Genomic DNA, 18,789 nt, shown 5'->3' on the forward strand with positions numbered 1-18,789 from the left:
GGTTCAAGTGTTCACCTCGCACGACGGCCTGTGCAGCATCGGCGAACTGGCCGAGCGCGCGGGCGTCACCGTCAAGGCCGTCCGCTTCTACTCCGACAACGGCTTGCTGCCGGAGGCCTCCCGCAGCACTGGCGGGCATCGCCGCTACGGTCCCGACGCGCTCGGCCGGCTGCGGCTGCTCCGCTCCCTGCGCACTCTCGGGCTGCCGGTGCGCGAGGTGCGCCGCGTCCTCGACGAGGAGGGGGCCGGGGCGGACGGTGTGCTGGAGGACGCCGTCGCCGGGCAGTTGCGCGCACTCGGCTCACAGCTCACCGCCCTGCGCTGGCGGGAGGCGGGGATGCGGCTGGTGCTGGAGTGCCCGCCCGGGGAGCGGGCCGACCGGCTGCGTCTGCTCGGGGCGGTGACGACACCGCCGAGCACGGCCTCGCTGGCCCGGTTCTGGCGTGCCTGGCTGCCGCCGCGGATGCCGGCCCGGGCGACGGCCGCGTTTCTGGAGGTGGCGGTGCCCCAGCCGCCCGACGACCCCGAGCCGGCCCAGGTGCTGGCCTTCGCCCGGCTGCACGCCCTCGTGACCCGTCCGTGCCCGGGCGCCGAGCAGCCCCAGCCCTCGGCCCACAAGGCCGGGGGTTCCCGTGCTCCCGCAGTCCTGTACGCGGGCCTCGCGCAGGCGTACGAGCTGGCCGGCACCCAGTTGCGCCGGGGTGTGGGGCCGCGCGCCGGCGAGGAACTGGACAGCTTCGTGGACGCGTACGCGAGCGCGTACGGCGGCCGGGACACCCCGGCCTTTCGCCGTCTGCTCACCGGTCAGCTCGCCGCCGACCCGCGGATCGACCGCTACTGGGAGCTGACGGCCGACGTGATCACCGCGCCCGGCGGTCCGCCCGAGCCGACCCCCGGGACCGCGCACGACTGGTTGTTCGCCGCGCTCGACGCGCAGACCGCGGCGGCGGGCTGAGGCGCGCGGCGCCGACGGCTCCTGTCCCCGGCGTCAGCGCATGTCCGCCGTGATCGCCCAGCGCTCGTGGTCGCGCCAGGCCCCGTCGATGAACAGGAAGTCGGGCGAGAAGCCCTCCAGCCGGAATCCCGCCCTGCGTACCAGGGCGATCGAACCCGCGTTGGCGGGCTGGATGTTGGCCTCCAGGCGGTGCAGGCCGAGCGGTCCGAAGGCGTGCCCGAGGACCAGGCCGAGTCCTTCGCTCATCAGGCCGCGACCGGCCGCGTGGGCGAAGCCGCCGTAGCCGAGGGCGCCGCAGCGGAATCCGCCCATGACGATGTTGTTGATGTTGACGAACCCGGCGATGGCACCGTCCTGCGGACTCCCGGCCGTGCCGTCGCGCTCGCACACCAGGAAGCCGGCCCTGGCCGGGTCCTCGATGAGCACCCCCGCGTACGCGGCGTACGTGTCGGGGGAGGCGGGCGGGAAGAGCCAGGGGTGGTGCAGTTCACGGCTCTCCCGGGCCCGGGCGGTGAACTCGTCCGCATCGGCGTGGGTGAAGGGGCGGATCGCGGTGCGCGGCCCCTGGGCCAGGTAGGTGGTGTCGGACATCGGGCCAGCCTAGATCGTCCGCCGCCGCCCGGTTCGGCCGGGCGGCGGCGGGTGACGCTACTTGGTGCGCCTGCGGAAGACGTACGCCCCGCAGGCCATACCGGCCAGGAACATCACGATCAGCCACACGTACAGCGGCATGGTCACCAGCGGGACGATGAGGCGGACCTCGACCTCTTCGGTGTTCTCCGCGATGAACACGATGGACAGGACCGCGATGATGATGACGACAATGCGGGCGGGTGTGAACGCACCCGTGCTGCTCTTGCTGCCGCTCGACACATCCTTCGGGCTCATGAAGCAGCCCCTTCCCTGGGTCTGATGCGCCACCGCCCCCGGAGCACCAGGATGACTCCGTCCGGGTGCCCGGGGGCGGTGCTGTACGGCCATTCGGGTGACGGCCGCGCCCTGTACTACCGCGTCATTCCCCCGCGCCGTCCACCACCGGCAGCTCCAGCACTCCGGTGTCCCCGGGCGCGCTGACGACCGTGACGGGCTTGATGCCGCGGTTGCCGAAGTACGCGCTGTCGCTGGCGGCGATCACGAATTCCAGCCGGTGCCCCGCCTCGTACCGGTGGACGATGCCGGGCAGCTGGACGGTGAAGGGCCGGGTCACGTCCGGCACCCGGACCGGTGAGACGAGCCGGTTCACCAGCGTCCTGCTGCCGTCCGGCGCGACGTCGTACACCTTGGCGAACAGGACGAGCTTGTCGGCGGCGTCACCGCTGTTCTGCACCCGCTCCGTCTTCGGCGAGACGACCTTCAGCGTGGCCTTCGGTGCTCCGACGACATCGACCGCAGAGGCGAGCGGGGCGCTGGTCCAGCCGAGGTAGGTGCCCTTGGTGTCGTACGGCTTCGGGTCGGGCAGTCCGATGAGACCGGCGAGCGAACTCTCCGAGTGGCTCGTGGGAATCAGCCAGTTGGTGTACTGGCGGCTTCCGCGGGCGACCTTGGCGCGGTTGTCGACGAGTTTGCCGTCGCCGGAGAGGTACATCGTGCGCGTCAGGCCGGGGACGGCGTCCGCGGTCCCGTAGCCGCTCCGCCAGTCACGGTAGTAGGCGAACTCCGGTCCGGTGTCCGCCGCCGTCTCGTGGCGGAGGTAGCGGTCGAACCAGGCGAGGATGCGCCCGCCGACGTAGCTGCCCTCCAGGTTGCCCTGGCCCAGGTCGAGTTCACCCTCCGTCTGGCCGCCGCTGTGACCCCAGGCCTGCCAGATCATCTTGGCCGTGGTGCCCTGCGCCTTGAGCGTCCGGTACGTGGCGGTGGCCTCGTTCAGGTTGAACAGGCTGTCGGCCTGCCCCTGGATCAGCAGAGTGGGCGCCTTGACGCGGTTCAGGTACGAGACCGGCGAGACGCTGCGCGCGTAGGCGAGCATCGCCGCGGTCCTGTCGTCCGGGTAGCGGCCGGAGTTGAGCAGCCGGATGGTGTCGCAGGCCTGCGCGGCGAAGTGGAGGCAGTTCAGGCTGCCGAAGCGGGACGGGTCGAGACTGGGCGCGAGGATCGTCTGCCCCTCCCCCATCAGGTAGAAGCCGTTGGTCCACTGCCACTTGAAGACGCCGGCGGTGCCGGAGGAGACGCCCTGCACCGCGCCGGTGTTGTTGGGGGCGAGCGCGTAGCCGAGGTCGTTCCAGGTGATGAGCGGGACGAGGGCGTCGACGCGGGGGTCGACGGCCGCGGTGGCCAGCTGGATGGCTCCGCCGTACGAGCCGCCGATCATGCCGACCGTGGGGTCTCCGGGGCCGTCCTGGGTGACGAAGTCGGCCTTGGTGCCGTCGTCGGCGGCGCGTGTCCCGCCGAGGAAGTCGACGAGGGCGGCCGCCGCCCTGCCGTCCGCCTGCGGGTCGTCGAGCGTGATGAGGCAGCCGGACTTGCCGAAGCCCAGGCCGGAGTAGACGAGTCCGGCGTAGCCGCGCGAGGCGAACGCCTTGCCGATGCCGTCGGTCGAGCCGTCCGACTTGCTGCCGCCGAAGCCGTTGGTGGCGAGGACGGCGGGCACCGGGTGCAGGGCGTCGGCTCCGGCGGGGCGGTAGAGGTCGGCGTCCACGGTGCAGGAGCGGCCGCCCGCGGAGACGGTGAACTTCAGCGGCGTGACGGTGTATTCGGCCGTGGCGGCCGTGGCGGCCTGAGCGGTGCCGGCGAGCGCGAGGGGTGCGGCGAGCACGGCCCCGGCGACGAGGGCGAGTGGTTTGCGGGACAGCGACTTCGACGACTTCGACCGGGACCGGAAGCGGGAACCGGAGACAGCACGCGACACGAGGACCTCCACACCGAGGACACCTTACCGACCGGTAAGTATTGGGCCGCGCTCATGCTGTGACACAGGTCATAGCCGTGTCAACGGCCAGGACAGCGTTTCCTGAAGGTTGTTCAGCTTCTTCGCATCCCGGCCCCGTCCGGCCGCCCCGGCGTACGGTGTCCGGACATGGCGAGGGCCCCGGCGCGCTGCCGGGGCCCTCGCCGTGTGTCCGTTCGCTCAGGCCAGCGCCGGCACCTCGACCGTGAGGGTGGCCCGGCCGCCGTCCGCCGGTGCATCCAGCACGGCGGGCACCCCGAGCGGAATCGTCAGCCCGGTGGAGCCGTGCCCGAATCCGAGCTCCTCGACGACGGGCACGCCCAGCGGGCCGAGCCGGTCGGCCAGCACCGCGCGGACCCGCTCGTACGGTCCGCAGCCCGCCCAGGAACCGCAGACCACCCCGGCCACGCCGTCGAGCGCCCCGGCCCGCAGCAGCTGGGTGAGGATGCGGTCGATGCTGTACGGGTCCTCGGTGGTGTCCTCGATGACCAGCAGTCCGCCGCGGGCCGAGGTACGGCCGTGCGGGGTGGCGAGGTCGGCGGCGAGCAGACTGACGCAGCCGCCGTACGTGACGCCCCGGGCCCGCCCCGGCACCAGGGCCCTCGCGTCGTCGAGCCCCAGTGTCATGACCGTCTCGGGCTCGAACAGGGTGGACCGCAGCGAGTCCTGGGTCCGCGGGTCCTTCAGGAAGGTCTCGGTGCCCACCATCGGGCCGTGCAGCGTGGCGAGCCCGGTCCGCAGGGCGAACGCCTCATGGAGCACGGTGATGTCGCTGTAGCCGACGAACACCTTGGGTCCGGCGGCCCGCATCGCCGCCCAGTCCACCAGATCCACCATGCGGTGTGCTCCGTACCCGCCGCGGGCGCAGATCACCGCGTCGACGGACGGATCGCACCAGGCGTCCTGGAGGTCCCGGGCCCGCGCCTCGTCCGCGCCGGCGAGGTACTCCAACTCCCGGTGCACATCGAGCACATGCGGCATCACCAGCGGATCCAGTCCCCAGCCGCGCAGGAGGTCGAGGCCCGCCTCCAGCCGTTCGGCGGGCACCGGTCCGCTCGGGGACACGACGGCGACCCGGGCGCCCGCGCGCAGCCGGGCGGGACGCGTCAGGGGCGCCAGGGCCGTGCCGTCGGCGGTCACTTCTTCAGCTCCAGCCGCGGCACGTCGGTACGGTCGATGCCGAACGTCTGGATGTACAGGGAGAGTTCGGCCTCCAGCGCGCTGATCATGGTCTCCGCGCGCCGGAATCCGTGTCCCTCGCCCGGGTAGGTGAGATAGGCGTGCGGGATGCCGCGCCCCTCGACCGTGGCCAGGAACCGCTCGCACTGCACGGGCGGGCAGATCGGGTCGTCCTCCCCCTGGAGGATCAGGAAGGGGGTGGTGAGCCCGTCGGTGCGGTTGATCGGAGACCTGTCCCGGTACCGGTCGGGGACCTCGGCGAGCGGACCGACCAGCGACTCCAGGTACTGCGACTCGAAGTCGTGCGTCTCGTCGGTGCCCCAGCCGGTCAGGTCCAGGATGGGGTAGATGATCGTGCCACAGGCGTAGACGTCCGTCCCGGTCAGCGAGGCGGCGCTGGTCCAGCCCCCGGCACTTCCGCCGCGGACGGCGAGCCGCCGCGGGTCGGCCGCGCCCTCGGCGGCCAGCGCCCCGGCGACGGCGGCGCAGTCCTCGACGTCGACGACGCCCCACTGTCCGCGAAGCCGGTTGCGGTAGGCCCGGCCGTAGCCGGTGGAGCCGCCGTAGTTGACCTCGGCGACGCCGATGCCGCGCGAGGTGAAGTAGGCGATCTCCAGGTCGAGTACGAGCGCGGCATGGCCGGTCGGGCCGCCGTGGGCCCACACCACGAAGGGCGGCAGCTCGTCGTCCGGGCCGGTCCGGTCGGGGCTGTGCGGCGGGTACACCTGGGCGTGGATCTCCCGGCCGCCGGGGCCGGTGAAGGTGCGGACGGCGGGCTCCGGGTAGTACGACGGGTCGAGGGCGTCCTCGTGCGGCGCGCCGATGATCCGGGTGTGCCCGGTCGCGGTGTCGAGTTCCACGATCTCGTACGCGCTGCGCGGGCTCGCCGCGATACCGATGACGCGGGTGTCCTGCACGGCGAGGGTCTCGGCCCATTCGGTCCAGGGTCCGGCGATGTCGACGACCTCGCCCGTCTCCGGGTCGAGGATGCCGAGGGTGGTGGATCCCTTGCCGTGGAGTGCGGCGATCATCCCGTTGTCCAGCGGGCAGAACCAGTTGAGCCCGATCTTCCACAACGGACCCGCGAACTCCTCCTCGCGGGCGCAGAGTCCGTCGACGGTGCCGCTGTCCGGGTCGGCGCGGTAGAGGTTCCACCACCCGCTGCGGTCACTGGCGAACAGCAGTTGTCCGTCGGTGGTCCAGCGGACCTGCGGTACGGATTCCTCCGGACCGCCCACGAAACTCCGGGCGTGGTGGAAGGTGCCGTCCTCGCCGATGTCGGCGAGCATCACCTCGGTGCCGTCCCACGGCATCCGCGGGTGGTCCCAAACGATCCAGGCCGCGCGCCGCCCGTCGGGCGAGACCTCGGCGCCGGTGACGAACCGGTGCCGGTCGTCGGAGAGTTCGCGTACCGCGGACCGGTCGGCTGCCGCCGATCCGTCCAGCGGCACGGCGGCGATCACCCGGCGCAGGTCGGTGGGCGCCTCGCCGGTGAACTCCTCCAGGACGCACCAGACCTCGCCGGCCGGTCCCCGGTCCGGGTGCAGCCTCGGATCGGCCCAGCGCAGTCCGCCGCCGGTCGCGGAGACGGGCGTCAGCGGCCAGGGGTCACGGGGGCCGTCGGGGGCGTAGGCGTACAGCCGCTGGTCGTCGAAGTGGACGAAGACGACCAGCGGGCCGCCCTCGGCGCGTTCGGTGCCGTCCCACGGCCGTCCGCCGTACTCGATGACGCGGCTTCGGGCGTTCCACGGCGCTGGCAGCTCCGCGGTGGTGCCGTCAGCCGAACGGCGGACCAGGGCGCGCCGGCCGGCCTCGGCCGGGCGCGGCTCCGTCCACCACAGCTCGTCGCCGACCGTCCCGACGTACTCGGGCCGGCCGTCACGGGAAGCGGCCAGCGCGGCGTCGATCGGTGACGGCCAGCTTCCGTAGGCCTCAGTGGATTTCATGATCGGTTCCCCCGGGTGGTTCAGGCGGTACGCAGATAGTGGTCCAGGACCCGGACGCCGAAGTGCAGCGCCTCGACGGGGACACGTTCGTCCACGCCGTGGAAGAGGGCCTGGTAGTCGAAGCCGACGGGCAGCTTCAGCGGCGAGAAGCCGTAGCCGGTGATGCCGAGCCGGGAGAACTGCTTGGCGTCGGTGCCGCCGGACATGCAGTACGGCACGACGTGGCCGTCGGGGTCGAACCGTTCGACGGCGGCGCGGAGCTTGGCGAACGTGGGCGAGTCGACCGGTGCCTGGAGGGGCACCTCGCGGTGGTGGAACTCCCAGTCGACCGAGGGGCCGGTCAGCCGGTCCAGCGTGGTGCGGAACTCGTCCTCGCCGCCCGGGACCATCCTTCCGTCGATGTAGGCGGTGGCGTGTCCGGGGATCACGTTGACCTTGTAACCGGCGTCCAGCATCGTCGGGTTGGAGCTGTTGCGGACGGTGGGCGCGACGAGGTCGGCGGCCGGTCCGATCTTGCCGAGGAGTTCGTCCACGTCGAAGCCGGGGGCGTCGAGGTCGGGGTGGATGCCGTGCAGGGCGGCGATCTCGGTGATCGCGGCGCGGACCGTGGGCGTCAGGCGCACCGGCCATTCGTGGTCGCCGATCCGGGCGACTGCCGCGGCGAGCGTGCTGACCGCGTTCGCGCGGTTGACCTTGGAGCCGTGCCCCGCCTTGCCGTGGGCGGTGAGCTTGAGCCATCCGGTGCCGCGTTCGCCCGCGGCGATGGGGTACAGCGGCATGTTCGGTCCGGCGTGGAAGGTGAAGGCGCCCGACTCGCTGATGCCTTCCGTACACCCTTCGAAGAGTGCGGCGTGCTGATCGGCGAGGAAGCCCGAGCCGTCGTCGGCGCTGGCCTCCTCGTCCGCGGTGTACGCGATCACGATGTCGCGGCGGGGGCGGATGCCGGCCCTGGCCCAGTACCGGACGACGGCGAGGACCATCGCGTCCATGTTCTTCATGTCGATGGCGCCGCGGCCCCAGACGACTCCGTCGCGCACCTCGCCCGAGAAGGGGTGCACGGTCCAGTCGTCGGCCTCGGCCGGCACGACGTCCAGGTGGCCGTGGACCAGGAGCGCTTCGGCCGACGGGTCGGTGCCCGGGATCCGGGCGACGACGTTGGTGCGGCCGGGGGTGCGCTCCAGCATCGCCGGTTCGAGTCCGGCGGCGGCCAGCCGCTCGGCGACGTACTCGGCGGCGGGGCGTTCGCGGCAGTCGCCGCCGCCCCTGTTCGTGGTGTCGATGCGGATCAGTTCGGAGGTGAACGTCACCGACTCTCCGAGCGCCAGCTCGTCGACGCCGTCCTGGGGGGTGCTCGCCTCAGCCATACTGTTCCTCCACGGCGGACGATACGATGGTCGTCACCGCCTTGAACGTGCGGATACCTTCGTACATCGTCGCGCTGGTGTAGGCGACACGCCTCTCGCCGGAGGGTGCCGTGCCGGGTACGACCGTGGCCGCCGCGGCCAGGTGTTCTGCGTCGAACTCCAGCTCCACGGTGAACGGGCCGCCGTCCACCGGTGTGTAACGTCCGGCGAGCCCGGCCGCCTCCTTGGCCGCCGCACGGATGTCGGCGGCGGTACGGGCGGGGGTGCGGCAGACCGCGGCGTAGCGCGACACATAGTCCTTGACGGCGACCGTCCGGGCGTCGGGCGCGTACAGCTCCGCGTCCACGCAGGTCAGGTCGTCGCCGGTGACGAGGACGACGGGGACGCCGTACTCCGCGGCCACATGGGCGTTCAGGAGTCCCTCGCTGGCCCTGACCCCGTTCACCCACACGCCGGTGATGGAGTTGGCCAGAAAGGTGTGGGCCAGGACGCCCTCCGTGCCGGCGCCCGTGTGGTAGCCGATGAAGGCCACGGCGTCGACGTCACCGTGCTGGATGCCCTCCACCATGCTGAGCGACTTGTGCCGGCCGGTGATCATCTGGACCCGGTCGTCCAGCTGCTCCAGCAGCAGGTTGCGCATGGTCCAGTGGGCCTCGTTGACGAGCACCTCGTCGGCGCCCCCGTCGTAGAAGCCGAGGGCGGCCGCGTTGACGTCGGAGGTGAACAGGGAGCGGCACCGCTCCCACTGGGGTGTACCGGGCAGCACATCCGCCGGCCAGGTCACACCGGTGGCGCCTTCCATGTCGGCGCTGACGAGGATCTTCATGCTGCCACACGGTACGCGCCACAGAACGTGCAGGCCAGAGCGGCCCTCGCCTCCAGAGGTCCACACCATTGACGGCCGCGTGACCGGTGCGCGGGCCCGGGATACCTCAGGCCGCGGAGCCGGTGCGTAGCTCGTGGACGCGCAGGTTCAGCGTGACGAGATCGAGCAGCGGCGTGTCGACGGACAGGCTCCGGGCCCGGTCCACGAGGTCCCCGAAGACCTGCTCGGCCTCGGTCGGCGCGCCCAGGGTCACGTCGCGGTACAGCGACGCGGTGAGGGGCGATCCCTCCGCGGTGAGCATCGCGGCCACGGCGTCGAGTTCCGTCTCCCGCACCGGGTGCCCCGCGGCGGCCGCCACAGCGGCACACTCGGCCAGGAGCGCGGTGACGAAACCGGGCCCGCCGGGGACGGCCCGGACATCGCCCACGGTGCCGCGCATCAGGCAGGTAAGACCGGCCAGGGTGCTGATGAACACCCACTTGCCCCACATCGCCCCGACGACGTCGCTGGACCGGCGCGTGTCGATGCCCGCGACGCCGAGGACGGTGGTGACCGCCTCGGCCCGCTCCGACGTGCCGCCCCCCTGCTCGCCGATCGTCAGTCCGGCGACCGGTGCGAGCCGCACGATGTCGCCCTCGGCGTTCAGCGTGGTGATGACCCTGGCGACGCCGCCCAGCACCGACTTCTCGCCGAACCGGTCGTTGAGCTGCGCCAGGTGGGCCATTCCGTTGAGCAGCGGCACGATCGCGGTCCCGGGTCCGACGGCCGGCGCGATGTCGTCGAGGGCCCGGTCCAGGGCCGTGGCCTTGACCGAGAGCAACACCAGGTCGTAGGGACCGCCGAGTTCGTCCGCGGTGACGAGCCGGGGTGTGAGCGTCTCCTCCTCCCCCAGCCCGATGATGCGCAGGCCCCGCTCACGGAGGACGGCGGCGCGGCGCGGACGGACCAGGAAGGTGACGTCCCTGCCCGCCTGGGCGAGCCGGGCTCCGAAGTAGCCACCGGTGGCTCCTGCTCCTACGACCAGAATCTTCATTCGTGTGCACCTTCCGGGGTCCGTGATCAGGGGGTGGGGCGAAGAGCGGGGCCGCTCAGCCGCCGATACGCAGGACCAGCTTGCCCGTCGATGTGCGGCCCTCCATCAGCAGGTGTGCTCCGGCCGCCTCCGCCAGGGTGAACTCGGCCGTCACGGGAAGGTCGACGTGCCCGTCTGTCACGGCACGGAAGGCACGTTCCGCGACGGTGCGCAGTGTGGCGGGGTCGCTCGCGGCGAGCTCCAGGATCGAGAAGCCGGCCACCGACCTGCTGCCCGGGTAGAGCTCGCCCTGTCCGACGCTCCACGGCTGTGCGCCGCTCGCGTTGCCGAAGGAGACCAGGCGCCCGAAGACGGCGAGCGCGTCGACGCCGCGGCGCAGCGTGTCCCCGCCTACCGGGTCGAGCACCAGGTCGACGCCCCGCCCGCCGGTGGCGCGGCGGACCTCGTCCGGGAAGGTGTCACCGAGGAACACCTCGTCGTAGCCGTGGTCGAGGGCGTACGCGGCCTTCGCGGCCGAGGACACCACGCCGTACACGGCTCCGGCCCCCGCGGAACGGGCCAGTTGCCCGGCCACCGTGCCGACTCCGCCGGCCGCGCCCTGCACCAGCACGCTCTCGCCGGCCCGCAGCCGCCCGACCTCGTGCAGCAGGGCGTGCGCGGTCGGCAGCACGGTGGGGAGGGTGGCACCCGTGCGCAGGTCCACACCGGCGGGGAGCGGGAAGACCGTGGTGGCCGGGGCCGCCACCACGTCCGCGTATCCGCCGCCGTCGAGGAACGCGGCGACCTCCTGCCCGGGGCTCAGGTCCTCGACCCCCTCACCGACCGCCCGCACCCGGCCCGAGACCTCCAGGCCCGGGACGAAGGGCAGTTCGGGCACCCGGTATCCCACGGATCTGGCCTTGAGATCGGCGAAGTTGACGCCCGCGTAGGCGACGTCGATGGTGACCTGACCGGGGCCGGGCTCGGGGGCGACCGTCCCGACGAGGGTCAGTACCTCGGGGCCGCCGTACTCCTTGAACTCGATCGCACGCATGACAGAACCGCCCCTGGGGAGATGTGTTCAACGAAAAGCGAACACTCGGAGTGTAAGATATTCATCGAACACTCGGCAAGGGTCACGGACGCGAGGAGCGGAACATGCCCAACCAGCCTGCGGGCAGCGGACATCGCGCGGCTCCGGTACACACGGACCCCGCGGAGGTCTCGGTCCTGGAAGCCCTGTCCGCGGTGGCCGACCCGGTCCGTCTCCAGCTGGTCCGGGAGCTGGCGGGCTCCGAGGACTGGACGCGCAGCTGCGGCAGCTTCGACGTGCCGGTCGGCAAGGCCGCGCTCAGCCATCACTTCTCGGTGCTGCGCGGAGTGGGCCTGGTGGAGCAGCGCGACATGGGCGCCAAACGGGTCAACCGCCTGCGCCGCGAGGAGTTCGAGACCCGCTTCCCGGGCCTCCTGCACCTGCTGCTCCGGGCCGACGACGCCTGAGACGGCCGCCCGTACGCAGGCAGCGCAAAAGGGCCGGCACCCCGCAAGCGGAGGTACCGGCCCTCTTCGTGGTTCAGCGGCGCTTCGCGCCCTTCAACAGCTTCTCGATCCTGGCGAGTTCCTTGTCGCTGAACTCCAGGTTGCGGATCGCCTCGACGCTGTTCTCCAGTTGGGAGACGCTGCTCGCGCCGACCACCGCGGAGGTGACCCGGCCGCCGCGCAGCACCCAGGCCAGCGCCATCTGGGCCAGCGACTGGCCTCGCGCGGAGGCCAGTTCGTCCAGTTCACGGAGACGGCCGACCAGTTCGGGCGTGACCGAGTCGGCCGAGAGGAACGGGCTGCTGCCCGCCGCCCGCGAGCCCTCCGGGATGCCGCGGAGGTAGCGGTCCGAGAGGATGCCCTGCTCCAGCGGCGAGTAGGCGATGGAGCCGACCCCCAGCTCGTCCAGGGCCGTGAGCAGTCCGTCCTCGACCCAGCGGTCCAGCATCGAGTAGCGCGGCTGGTGGATGAGCAGCGGGGTGCCGAGGTCCTTCAGGATCCGGGCGGCCTCCCTCGTCTGCTCGGCCGAGTAGTTGGAGATGCCGACGTAGAGCGCCTTGCCCTGCCGCACCGCCGAGTGGAGCGCCCCCATCGTCTCCTCGAGCGGGGTCTCGGGGTCGGGGCGGTGGGAGTAGAAGATGTCGACGTAGTCGAGGCCGAGGCGACCGAGGCTCTGGTCCAGCGAGGAGAGCAGGTTCTTGCGCGATCCCCACTCGCCGTACGGACCGTCCCACATCAGATAGCCGGCCTTGGTGGACACGACGATCTCGTCCCGGTGCCGGGCGAAGTCCGTCGCCAGCGAGCGGCCCATCGCGGTCTCGGCGGAGCCGGGCGGCGGTCCGTAGTTGTTGGCCAGGTCGAAGTGGGTGATGCCGAGGTCGAACGCCCGGCGGAGGATCTGCCCCTGCGACTCCGGTGTCCGGTCACCGCCGAAGTTGTGCCACAGACCGAGCGAGAGGGCGGGCAGCTTCAGACCGCTGCGCCCGGTGCGCCGGTACGGCATGTCCTGGTAGCGGCCGGCGGACGGGATGTACATGCGGGGCTCCACGGGAGAGATCGTTCCGGTTCACGACGGGGTACGACGTGCGGGGTCCAGGCTCGCGCACAACGATCCAGCAGTCCAACAGGAGATTCCGCTGGGATTCAGCACCTATATTTCTCAATCATGGAGTTGCGCCAGCTGGAACATTTCGTCGCCGTCGCCCAGGAACAGCATTTCACCCGGGCCGCCGAGCGCGTCGCCGTGTCGCAGTCCGGCCTGTCCGCCTCCGTCCGGGCCCTGGAGCAGGAGCTGCGGACACCACTGTTCAGCCGGACGACCCGCAGTGTGCGGCTGACCGAGGCCGGGCGCGCCCTGCTGGTGGAGGCGGAACGCACCCTGGCGGGCGCGCGGGCCGCGAAGGACGCCGTCGACGCCGTACGGGGACTGCTGCGCGGGACCCTGTCGGTGGGCGTGGAGCAGTGCGTGGCAGGGCTGAACCTGCCGCGGGTGCTCGCCGCCTTCCACCGCGAGCACCCGCACATGGAGATCCGGCTCCGCCAGGAGGGGACGACGAACCTGGTCGACGGGGTGGCCGGCGGCCGGCTCGACATCGCCTTCGCCGCCACGGTCTCCCCCGTGGAGTGGCGTGGCGAGCTGGTCCCGCTGGCCCGTGAGCCCATGGTCCTGCTGTGCGCGCCCGGTCACCGGCTGGCCTCGGCGGACCGGGCCGGATGGGACGAGCTGGCCGGTGAGGCGTTCATCGACTTCCATCCGGACTTCGGGCCGCGCCGTGCGGCCGACGAGGCGTTCGCTGCCGCGCGGGTGCGCCGCACGGTGGCGCTGGAGGTCAACGACGTACACACGCTGCTGGAGCTGGTGCGCGAGGGGCTCGGCATCGCGGTGGTTCCGCACCACTTCTCGCGCAAGCCCGAGGCCGCGTGCCTGGTGGCGGTGGCCCTCGACGGGGCGGACCAGCCGTACTACGAGAGCGTCGTGGTGCTTCCCGCCGCTCAGGCGATGAGCCCGGGGGCGCGGGCGCTGATGGCGCTCGTACGGGAGGGTACCGGGCACTGAGGCGCGCCGGTCAGCCGCTCAGCGCCTCGGCGAACGCCCCGTCCTCCTGTGCGACGCCGCTGCAGCTGTCGCTCGCCTTCGACGTGTCCTCACCGGTGCACGCCCGGTCGCGGAACGTCGCCCAGAGCGAGAGCGCACCGGCGCCCTGGCGCCGGGCGAAGGAACGCAGGGATGCCGCGTCGGCCAGGGTGAAGGTCTCCCCGGCCACGTCGTTGACGCCGATCATCACGGTGATGTGCAGCGCCCGCCAGGCCTCGGCGTCGGACAGCCCGAGAACACCCGCGATCTGGTCATGGGCGGCCGAGGCCGCCTGCTCCGCGTAGTCGCTCATGTCGCCGTCGTGGGAGGAGCTGTAGTTCATCGCCATGATGTTCACCGCGGAGACGTCGACGTCCTCGGCCACGGCGTCGTCGAGGACGGCCGTGCCGCTCGCCTCCAGGCCGTCGGGCATGACCGGCAGGGTGTACGTGACGTCCAGGTCCCGCTCCTGCTGGAGCAGGTGCAGGGCCTCGTCGCGGCGGGTGACGGACGCGGTGTCGGTGAGCGCGTCGCCCTCGATGTCGAAGTCCGCCTTGGCCGCGCCGACCGCGTCGAGCACCTCCCCGTACAGGTCGGCGAGTTCCTGTGCGCTGTCGCAGACGAGCGCCGCTTCGGTGCCCGCGGCGCCGCCGAAGGAGACCCGGACGTCCGCGCCGGAGGCGGTGAGCGCCGCGACGCGTGAGACCACCGCGCTGTCGGTGGCCTTCGCGCTGCCGCCCCAGAGCGGGGTGCAGGCGTCCCCGTCGGCGACCACGAAGGCGAGGTTGTACGTGTCGGGGGAGCCCGCGGTGTCCGTGCCCGCGGAGGTCGCGGCGCTGACGTAGGGGGTGTACGCGGTGGCCGCCGGGGCCGCCCGGCCGGTGGCCGGGCGGGGGGCCGACGCGGCACCCTGATCCGCCGCGGTACCGGTCGCGCAGGCGGAGCAGGCGAGGAGGAGCGCGGCAAGGCCGGCACCGGCCGCCGCCGGCCGGAAGGATGACATACGCATGGTGTTTGCACCTGCTTTCGGCAAAGAGTGCCCCGCAGCTGCGACACAGTGGGACCGGAACACTCGAAACCTCTCACACCTGCCCGGCACCGCCCTCACAGCAAAGCCATAGCCGGGCGCCATTCACCTCCATGATCGATACGTCAACCACCAACTGACATCTGACCATTGGAAGGGAATCCGGCCGACCGCACCACGGCACTCCACCCGCACACTCTCAGCCGACCGACAGGTGACGGGCGAATCCACAGCGTCCGGCCAGCAAAGCACCAGACTTCACACAAGGCCGTTGGTCAACATACGCAAATGCCTTCCGATACCCCTGTCGATACAGATCCGGCCGTGCGTGGCCGGCACCGCAAACACACGCGCACCTCCCTGCCCAAGGCGCAGGAAGGGCCCGTCTTCGTGGACAGCTCCGGCCGGCGCGCCCGGCTGCTGCGCCGGGCCGGCGCGGTGCTGGGTGTCATCTGCGTCGGGTACGCCGCCGTTCTGGCCCTCTCCTTCATGGGCGGGATCTCCCTGTCCCCTTCGACGCTGCTCCCCTTCGACGGGACGCCCAACGCCCAGGGCGGCCCCGGCGGCGGGCCCCCCGGCGGCAGCAGCGCGTACGCCCCGCCGAGCACCGGCACGGCCCGATGAGCCGCAGCCGCCCGTCGGCGATACCGGGGCCCCGGGTGGTCATCGCCCTGTTGCTGCTGCTGGGGCTGGTCTCCGTGATGCTGCTCGACGGCTATCTGCGGGCCGAGGTCGGCAACGACCAGCGGATCCGCTCCGGCGCGAGTGCGGACGAGGTGCCGGACAGCGTCCTGGACGGCGGTCCCCTGCTCAGCTTCCCGGGCGGCACCGCCCGCACCCAGTCCGTTCCCGATAAAACGATCGTGCTGACCTTCGACGACGGGCCCGATCCGGAGTGGACCGGCAAGGTGCTCGACGTCCTGGACGACAACGACGTCCCGGGCACGTTCTTCCTGGTGGGCTCCATGGTCTCGCGCTATCCGGACCTCGTGCGCGACATGGTCGCCGGCGGCAACGAAGTGGGCGTCCACACCTTCACGCACGTCGACCTCTCCTATCAGAGCGCCTCCCGCGTCACGCGTGAGCTCGCCCAGACCCAACTGGCCCTGGCCGGGGCCGCCGGCATCACCACGACACTGTTCCGCGCCCCGTACTCGTCGACGAACGACGCCATCGACGACTACAGCTGGCCCGTCTACGAGAAGCTCGGTGCCCTCGGCTACACCAGCGTGTTCATCGACACCGACAGCGAGGACTGGCAGCAGCCGGGCGTCGACAAGATCATCGACCTGGCCACTCCGAAGAGCGGCAAGGGCGCCTCCGTGCTCTTCCACGACTCGGGCGGCAACCGTGAGCAGACCCTTGAGGCACTGCCCCGGTACATCAAGAAGATGAAGGCGCAGGGCTACACCTTCACCACGGTCAGCGGCGCCCAGCAACTGGACGAGCAGGCGCAGGCACCGTCCGGGCAGTCCGGGCAGTCCGGGCAGTCCGGGCAGGACACCGCGGACCGGGCCGGACAGGCGGTCGATCCGCCGGCCGCCGCCTCCGATCCCGAACAGGCCGCGCACCGAAAGGCCGACGCCACCATCCTCTGGGAGGGCCGGGCGCTTCTCGCCGCCGTCGCGGTCGCCGAGTGGACGATGCCCGGCCTCGCCGCGGTGCTGACCGTGGTCGGGGTCGCCGTGCTGGGACGGTTCGGGCTGATGCTCGTCCTCGCCCGGAGCCACTACCGGCGGCGCAACAGACGCCGGTTCGTCTGGGGGCCCGCGGTCACCGGGCCGGTGAGCGTGATCGTGCCCGCGTACAACGAGAAGGAGTGCATCGCCCACACACTCAACTCACTGGCGTCCAGCACCCATCCGATCGAGATCATCCTCGTCGACGACGGGTCGACCGACGGGACCCCGGAGATCGCCGAGTCCCTGGGACTGCCCAACCTCCGGGTCGTACGCCAGGAGAACGCCGGAAAGTCGGCCGCTCTCAACAACGGTGTGCGGCAGGCGCGTTACGACATCGTGGTGATGATGGACGGCGACACCGTGTTCGAACCCGACACCGTACACCGGCTCGTTCAGCCCTTCGGCGACCCGGCCGTCGGCGCGGTCGCCGGCAACGCCAAGGTCGGCAACCGCAACACGGTCATCGGTGCCTGGCAGCACATCGAGTACGTGATGGGCTTCAACCTCGACCGCAGGATGTACGACCTGCTGCGCTGCATGCCCACCATCCCCGGTGCGATCGGCGCGTTCCGCCGCAGGGCGGTGCTGGCCGTCGGCGGCATGAGCGAGGACACCCTCGCCGAGGACACCGACATCACGATCGCCCTGCACCGGGCCGGCTGGCGCGTCGTCTACGCCGAGCACGCCCGCGCGTGGACCGAGGCACCCGCGTCCCTGGGTCAGCTGTGGCGGCAGCGCTACCGCTGGAGCTACGGCACCATGCAGGCCCTGTGGAAGCACCGGCGCTCCGTGACGGACCGGGGGCCGTCGGGCCGCTTCGGCCGGGTCGGGATGCCGCTGGTGGTCCTCTTCCAGATCATCACGCCCCTCTTCGCCCCGCTGATCGACGTGTTCACGCTCTACGCGATGCTGTTCGTGGACTTCAGGGCGTCCCTGCTGGCCTGGCTCACGATCCTGCTGGTGCAACTGCTGTGTGCGGCCTATGCGTTCCGCCTCGACCGGGAGAAGTACCGGTATCTGCTCATGATGCCGCTCCAGCAACTCGCGTACCGGCAGCTGATGTACCTGGTGCTCATCCACTCGTGCGTCACCGCGGCGACCGGTGGGCGGCTTCGCTGGCAGAAGCTGAAGCGCACCGGCGTGGTCGGCTCACCCACGTCGGGAACGGAGAGCCGCTGATGGGGGGTGTGCACCGGCGGGGGACGTCCTTGGCGACCGCCCGCCCGGAACCCGTCCCCGCCGGCGGCCGTGACCGCTGGTTCGACCTGCTGCGGGCTGTCGCGCTGGTCCGTGTCGTCACGTACCACACCTTCGCGTGGCCGTGGCTGGGGCTCGCGTTCCCGTCGATGGGCGTGATGTTCGCGCTCGCCGGCTCGCTCATGGCGCGTTCGCTGGAGCGGCCCGCGCCGCAGGTGATCCGGGGGCGGCTGCGCCGGCTCTTGATCCCGCTGTGGGTGTTCGGCCTGGTCCTCGGCGTGGCGATGCTGTTGCACGGCTGGGTGCCGGGCGCCGACGTCCTGTACTGGGTGCTGCCGGTCGGCGACCCGCCGGGCGACGCCTGGGGCGAGCAGGCCTGGGCGGTGCTGTGGTACCTGCGGACCTACCTCTGGTTCGTCCTGCTCTCACCGGTCCTGCTGCGGCTCTTCCGGCTTGCCCCGCTGCCGGTGCTCGCCCTTTCCCTCGTCCCCGTCCTGGTGCTGACCGCGCTGGGCGGGGGGCCGGACGGGCGGCTGGGGAGCGCGCTCAGTGACGGGTCGGTCTTCCTGTTCTGCTGGCTGCTGGGATTCGCCCACCGCGACGGGGTGCTCGACCGGATGCGCCCCGGCCCGGTCGTCGCCGTGGCGCCGGTCCTGCTCGCGGCCGGGGGCTGGTGGGCGCTCAGCCACCGGGTCGACGGGTCGTACGACCTCGACGACATCCCGCTCGCCCAGGCCCTGTGGTCCGCGGGCTTCGTCCTGCTGCTCCTCCGGTTCCGGCCGGTGTGTGCCTGGCTCGGCCGCCGCGCCGTGGCGGCGCGGGTGGTGAAGGTCTTCAACGCACGGGCCGTGACCGTCTATCTGTGGCACGAGGTCGCGCTGATGGCGAGCGTGCCGCTGATCGACCTGATGTGGAACGTGCCCGCTGTCGAACGGCGGCTGCCGCTCGACAGCACCTGGTTCCAGTTCGGTGTCGCCTGGGTCCTCGTCGGCGCGGCGGTGGTACTCCTCGGCTGGGTCGAGGACGTCGCGGCGAAACGGAGGCCGCGGCTGCTGCCGTGAACGACGCCACCGGCCCCGGACGCACTCCTCGTCCGGGGCCGGT

General features: G+C 71.8%; 17 protein-coding genes. 6 read left to right on the forward strand and 11 right to left on the reverse strand.

What is annotated here, in order from left to right; genetic code table 11:
* Positions 1–7 precede the first annotated feature (7 nt).
* On the forward strand, positions 8–955 hold the full coding sequence (locus OG959_RS03560) for a helix-turn-helix domain-containing protein (RefSeq protein WP_326656529.1): 948 nt from the start codon (positions 8–10) through the stop codon (positions 953–955).
* 33 nt (positions 956–988) lie between these two features.
* Here OG959_RS03560 and OG959_RS03565 read toward each other — a convergent pair whose 3' ends face one another.
* From OG959_RS03565 to OG959_RS03605, 9 genes are all read right to left on the reverse strand, one after another.
* Positions 989–1,546 (reverse strand): GNAT family N-acetyltransferase, encoded by a 558-nt coding sequence (locus OG959_RS03565; protein WP_326656530.1) that lies wholly within the window; start codon positions 1,544–1,546, stop codon positions 989–991.
* A gap of 57 nt (positions 1,547–1,603) precedes the next feature.
* Positions 1,604–1,843 (reverse strand): LapA family protein, encoded by a 240-nt coding sequence (locus OG959_RS03570; RefSeq protein WP_326656531.1) that lies wholly within the window; start codon positions 1,841–1,843, stop codon positions 1,604–1,606.
* Between the two features lie 124 nt (positions 1,844–1,967).
* A complete protein-coding gene (locus OG959_RS03575) occupies positions 1,968–3,743 on the reverse strand; it encodes a CocE/NonD family hydrolase (protein WP_326666186.1) in 1,776 nt (591 codons plus the stop codon).
* A gap of 276 nt (positions 3,744–4,019) precedes the next feature.
* On the reverse strand, positions 4,020–4,979 hold the full coding sequence (locus tag OG959_RS03580) for a S66 peptidase family protein (RefSeq protein WP_326656533.1): 960 nt from the start codon (positions 4,977–4,979) through the stop codon (positions 4,020–4,022).
* The gene (locus OG959_RS03585) at positions 4,976–6,964 is read right to left on the reverse strand and encodes a prolyl oligopeptidase family serine peptidase (protein WP_326656535.1); all 1,989 of its coding nucleotides are present in this window, start codon (positions 6,962–6,964) and stop codon (positions 4,976–4,978) included. The genes OG959_RS03580 and OG959_RS03585 overlap by 4 nt, the downstream gene beginning before the upstream one ends.
* Positions 6,965–6,984: 20 nt before the next feature.
* A complete protein-coding gene (locus OG959_RS03590) occupies positions 6,985–8,328 on the reverse strand; it encodes a M20/M25/M40 family metallo-hydrolase (RefSeq protein WP_326656537.1) in 1,344 nt (447 codons plus the stop codon).
* Positions 8,321–9,154, reverse strand: a complete 834-nt coding sequence (locus OG959_RS03595) for a M55 family metallopeptidase (protein ID WP_148021846.1) — start codon at positions 9,152–9,154, stop codon at positions 8,321–8,323. The genes OG959_RS03590 and OG959_RS03595 overlap by 8 nt, the downstream gene beginning before the upstream one ends.
* 106 nt (positions 9,155–9,260) lie before the next feature.
* Positions 9,261–10,187, reverse strand: coding sequence for a ketopantoate reductase family protein (locus OG959_RS03600; RefSeq protein WP_326656539.1), 927 nt, complete (start codon positions 10,185–10,187; stop codon positions 9,261–9,263).
* A gap of 55 nt (positions 10,188–10,242) precedes the next feature.
* Positions 10,243–11,220 carry a quinone oxidoreductase family protein gene (locus OG959_RS03605; RefSeq protein WP_326656540.1) on the reverse strand — a complete coding sequence of 326 codons (978 nt, stop codon included), beginning with the start codon at positions 11,218–11,220 and terminating at the stop codon, positions 10,243–10,245.
* Between the two features lie 104 nt (positions 11,221–11,324).
* On the opposite strand from OG959_RS03605, the gene OG959_RS03610 reads away from it, so the two are divergent.
* Positions 11,325–11,666: an ArsR/SmtB family transcription factor gene (locus OG959_RS03610; protein ID WP_326656541.1), complete on the forward strand. Its 342-nt coding sequence runs from the start codon at positions 11,325–11,327 to the stop codon at positions 11,664–11,666.
* A gap of 73 nt (positions 11,667–11,739) precedes the next feature.
* On the opposite strand, the gene OG959_RS03615 is transcribed toward OG959_RS03610, so the two are convergent.
* The gene (locus tag OG959_RS03615; protein ID WP_326656542.1) at positions 11,740–12,741 is read right to left on the reverse strand and encodes an aldo/keto reductase; all 1,002 of its coding nucleotides are present in this window, start codon (positions 12,739–12,741) and stop codon (positions 11,740–11,742) included.
* A 129-nt stretch (positions 12,742–12,870) separates the two neighbouring features.
* Here OG959_RS03615 and OG959_RS03620 point away from each other — a divergent pair, with 129 nt between their 5' ends.
* On the forward strand, positions 12,871–13,761 hold the full coding sequence (locus tag OG959_RS03620) for a LysR family transcriptional regulator (protein ID WP_326656543.1): 891 nt from the start codon (positions 12,871–12,873) through the stop codon (positions 13,759–13,761).
* Between the two features lie 10 nt (positions 13,762–13,771).
* On the opposite strand, the gene OG959_RS03625 is transcribed toward OG959_RS03620, so the two are convergent.
* Positions 13,772–14,782 carry a chitinase gene (locus OG959_RS03625; protein WP_326666187.1) on the reverse strand — a complete coding sequence of 337 codons (1,011 nt, stop codon included), beginning with the start codon at positions 14,780–14,782 and terminating at the stop codon, positions 13,772–13,774.
* Positions 14,783–15,094: 312 nt separating this feature from the next.
* Here OG959_RS03625 and OG959_RS03630 point away from each other — a divergent pair, with 312 nt between their 5' ends.
* From OG959_RS03630 to OG959_RS03640, 3 genes are read left to right on the forward strand one after another with little or no spacing between them, the layout of a single operon-like run.
* Complete coding sequence (locus OG959_RS03630; protein ID WP_326656544.1) at positions 15,095–15,430, forward strand: hypothetical protein; 336 nt, start codon at positions 15,095–15,097, stop codon at positions 15,428–15,430.
* Positions 15,427–17,667, forward strand: coding sequence for a bifunctional polysaccharide deacetylase/glycosyltransferase family 2 protein (locus tag OG959_RS03635; RefSeq protein ID WP_326656545.1), 2,241 nt, complete (start codon positions 15,427–15,429; stop codon positions 17,665–17,667). The genes OG959_RS03630 and OG959_RS03635 overlap by 4 nt, the downstream gene beginning before the upstream one ends.
* Positions 17,667–18,746: an acyltransferase family protein gene (locus tag OG959_RS03640; protein WP_326656546.1), complete on the forward strand. Its 1,080-nt coding sequence runs from the start codon at positions 17,667–17,669 to the stop codon at positions 18,744–18,746. The genes OG959_RS03635 and OG959_RS03640 overlap by 1 nt, the downstream gene beginning before the upstream one ends.
* The last annotated feature ends 43 nt before the right edge of the window (positions 18,747–18,789 follow it).

Origin of the sequence: Streptomyces sp. NBC_00385 (genome assembly GCF_035917155.1) — a bacterium.
In the GTDB taxonomy this organism is placed as follows: Bacteria; Actinomycetota; Actinomycetes; order Streptomycetales; family Streptomycetaceae; genus Streptomyces; species Streptomyces poriferorum.

Coding starts and splice junctions, on each gene's coding strand:
- OG959_RS03570 (WP_326656531.1), bottom strand. CDS start 1,843: ATGAGCCCGAAGGATGTGTCGAGCGGCAGCAAGAGCAGCACGGGTGCG.
- OG959_RS03595 (WP_148021846.1), bottom strand. CDS start 9,154: ATGAAGATCCTCGTCAGCGCCGACATGGAAGGCGCCACCGGTGTGACC.
- OG959_RS03590 (WP_326656537.1), bottom strand. CDS start 8,328: ATGGCTGAGGCGAGCACCCCCCAGGACGGCGTCGACGAGCTGGCGCTC.
- OG959_RS03625 (WP_326666187.1), bottom strand. CDS start 14,782: ATGTCATCCTTCCGGCCGGCGGCGGCCGGTGCCGGCCTTGCCGCGCTC.
- OG959_RS03615 (WP_326656542.1), bottom strand. CDS start 12,741: ATGTACATCCCGTCCGCCGGCCGCTACCAGGACATGCCGTACCGGCGC.
- OG959_RS03620 (WP_326656543.1), top strand. CDS start 12,871: ATGGAGTTGCGCCAGCTGGAACATTTCGTCGCCGTCGCCCAGGAACAG.
- OG959_RS03635 (WP_326656545.1), top strand. CDS start 15,427: ATGAGCCGCAGCCGCCCGTCGGCGATACCGGGGCCCCGGGTGGTCATC.
- OG959_RS03605 (WP_326656540.1), bottom strand. CDS start 11,220: ATGCGTGCGATCGAGTTCAAGGAGTACGGCGGCCCCGAGGTACTGACC.
- OG959_RS03565 (WP_326656530.1), bottom strand. CDS start 1,546: ATGTCCGACACCACCTACCTGGCCCAGGGGCCGCGCACCGCGATCCGC.
- OG959_RS03600 (WP_326656539.1), bottom strand. CDS start 10,187: ATGAAGATTCTGGTCGTAGGAGCAGGAGCCACCGGTGGCTACTTCGGA.
- OG959_RS03585 (WP_326656535.1), bottom strand. CDS start 6,964: ATGAAATCCACTGAGGCCTACGGAAGCTGGCCGTCACCGATCGACGCC.
- OG959_RS03640 (WP_326656546.1), top strand. CDS start 17,667: ATGGGGGGTGTGCACCGGCGGGGGACGTCCTTGGCGACCGCCCGCCCG.
- OG959_RS03610 (WP_326656541.1), top strand. CDS start 11,325: ATGCCCAACCAGCCTGCGGGCAGCGGACATCGCGCGGCTCCGGTACAC.
- OG959_RS03630 (WP_326656544.1), top strand. CDS start 15,095: ATGCCTTCCGATACCCCTGTCGATACAGATCCGGCCGTGCGTGGCCGG.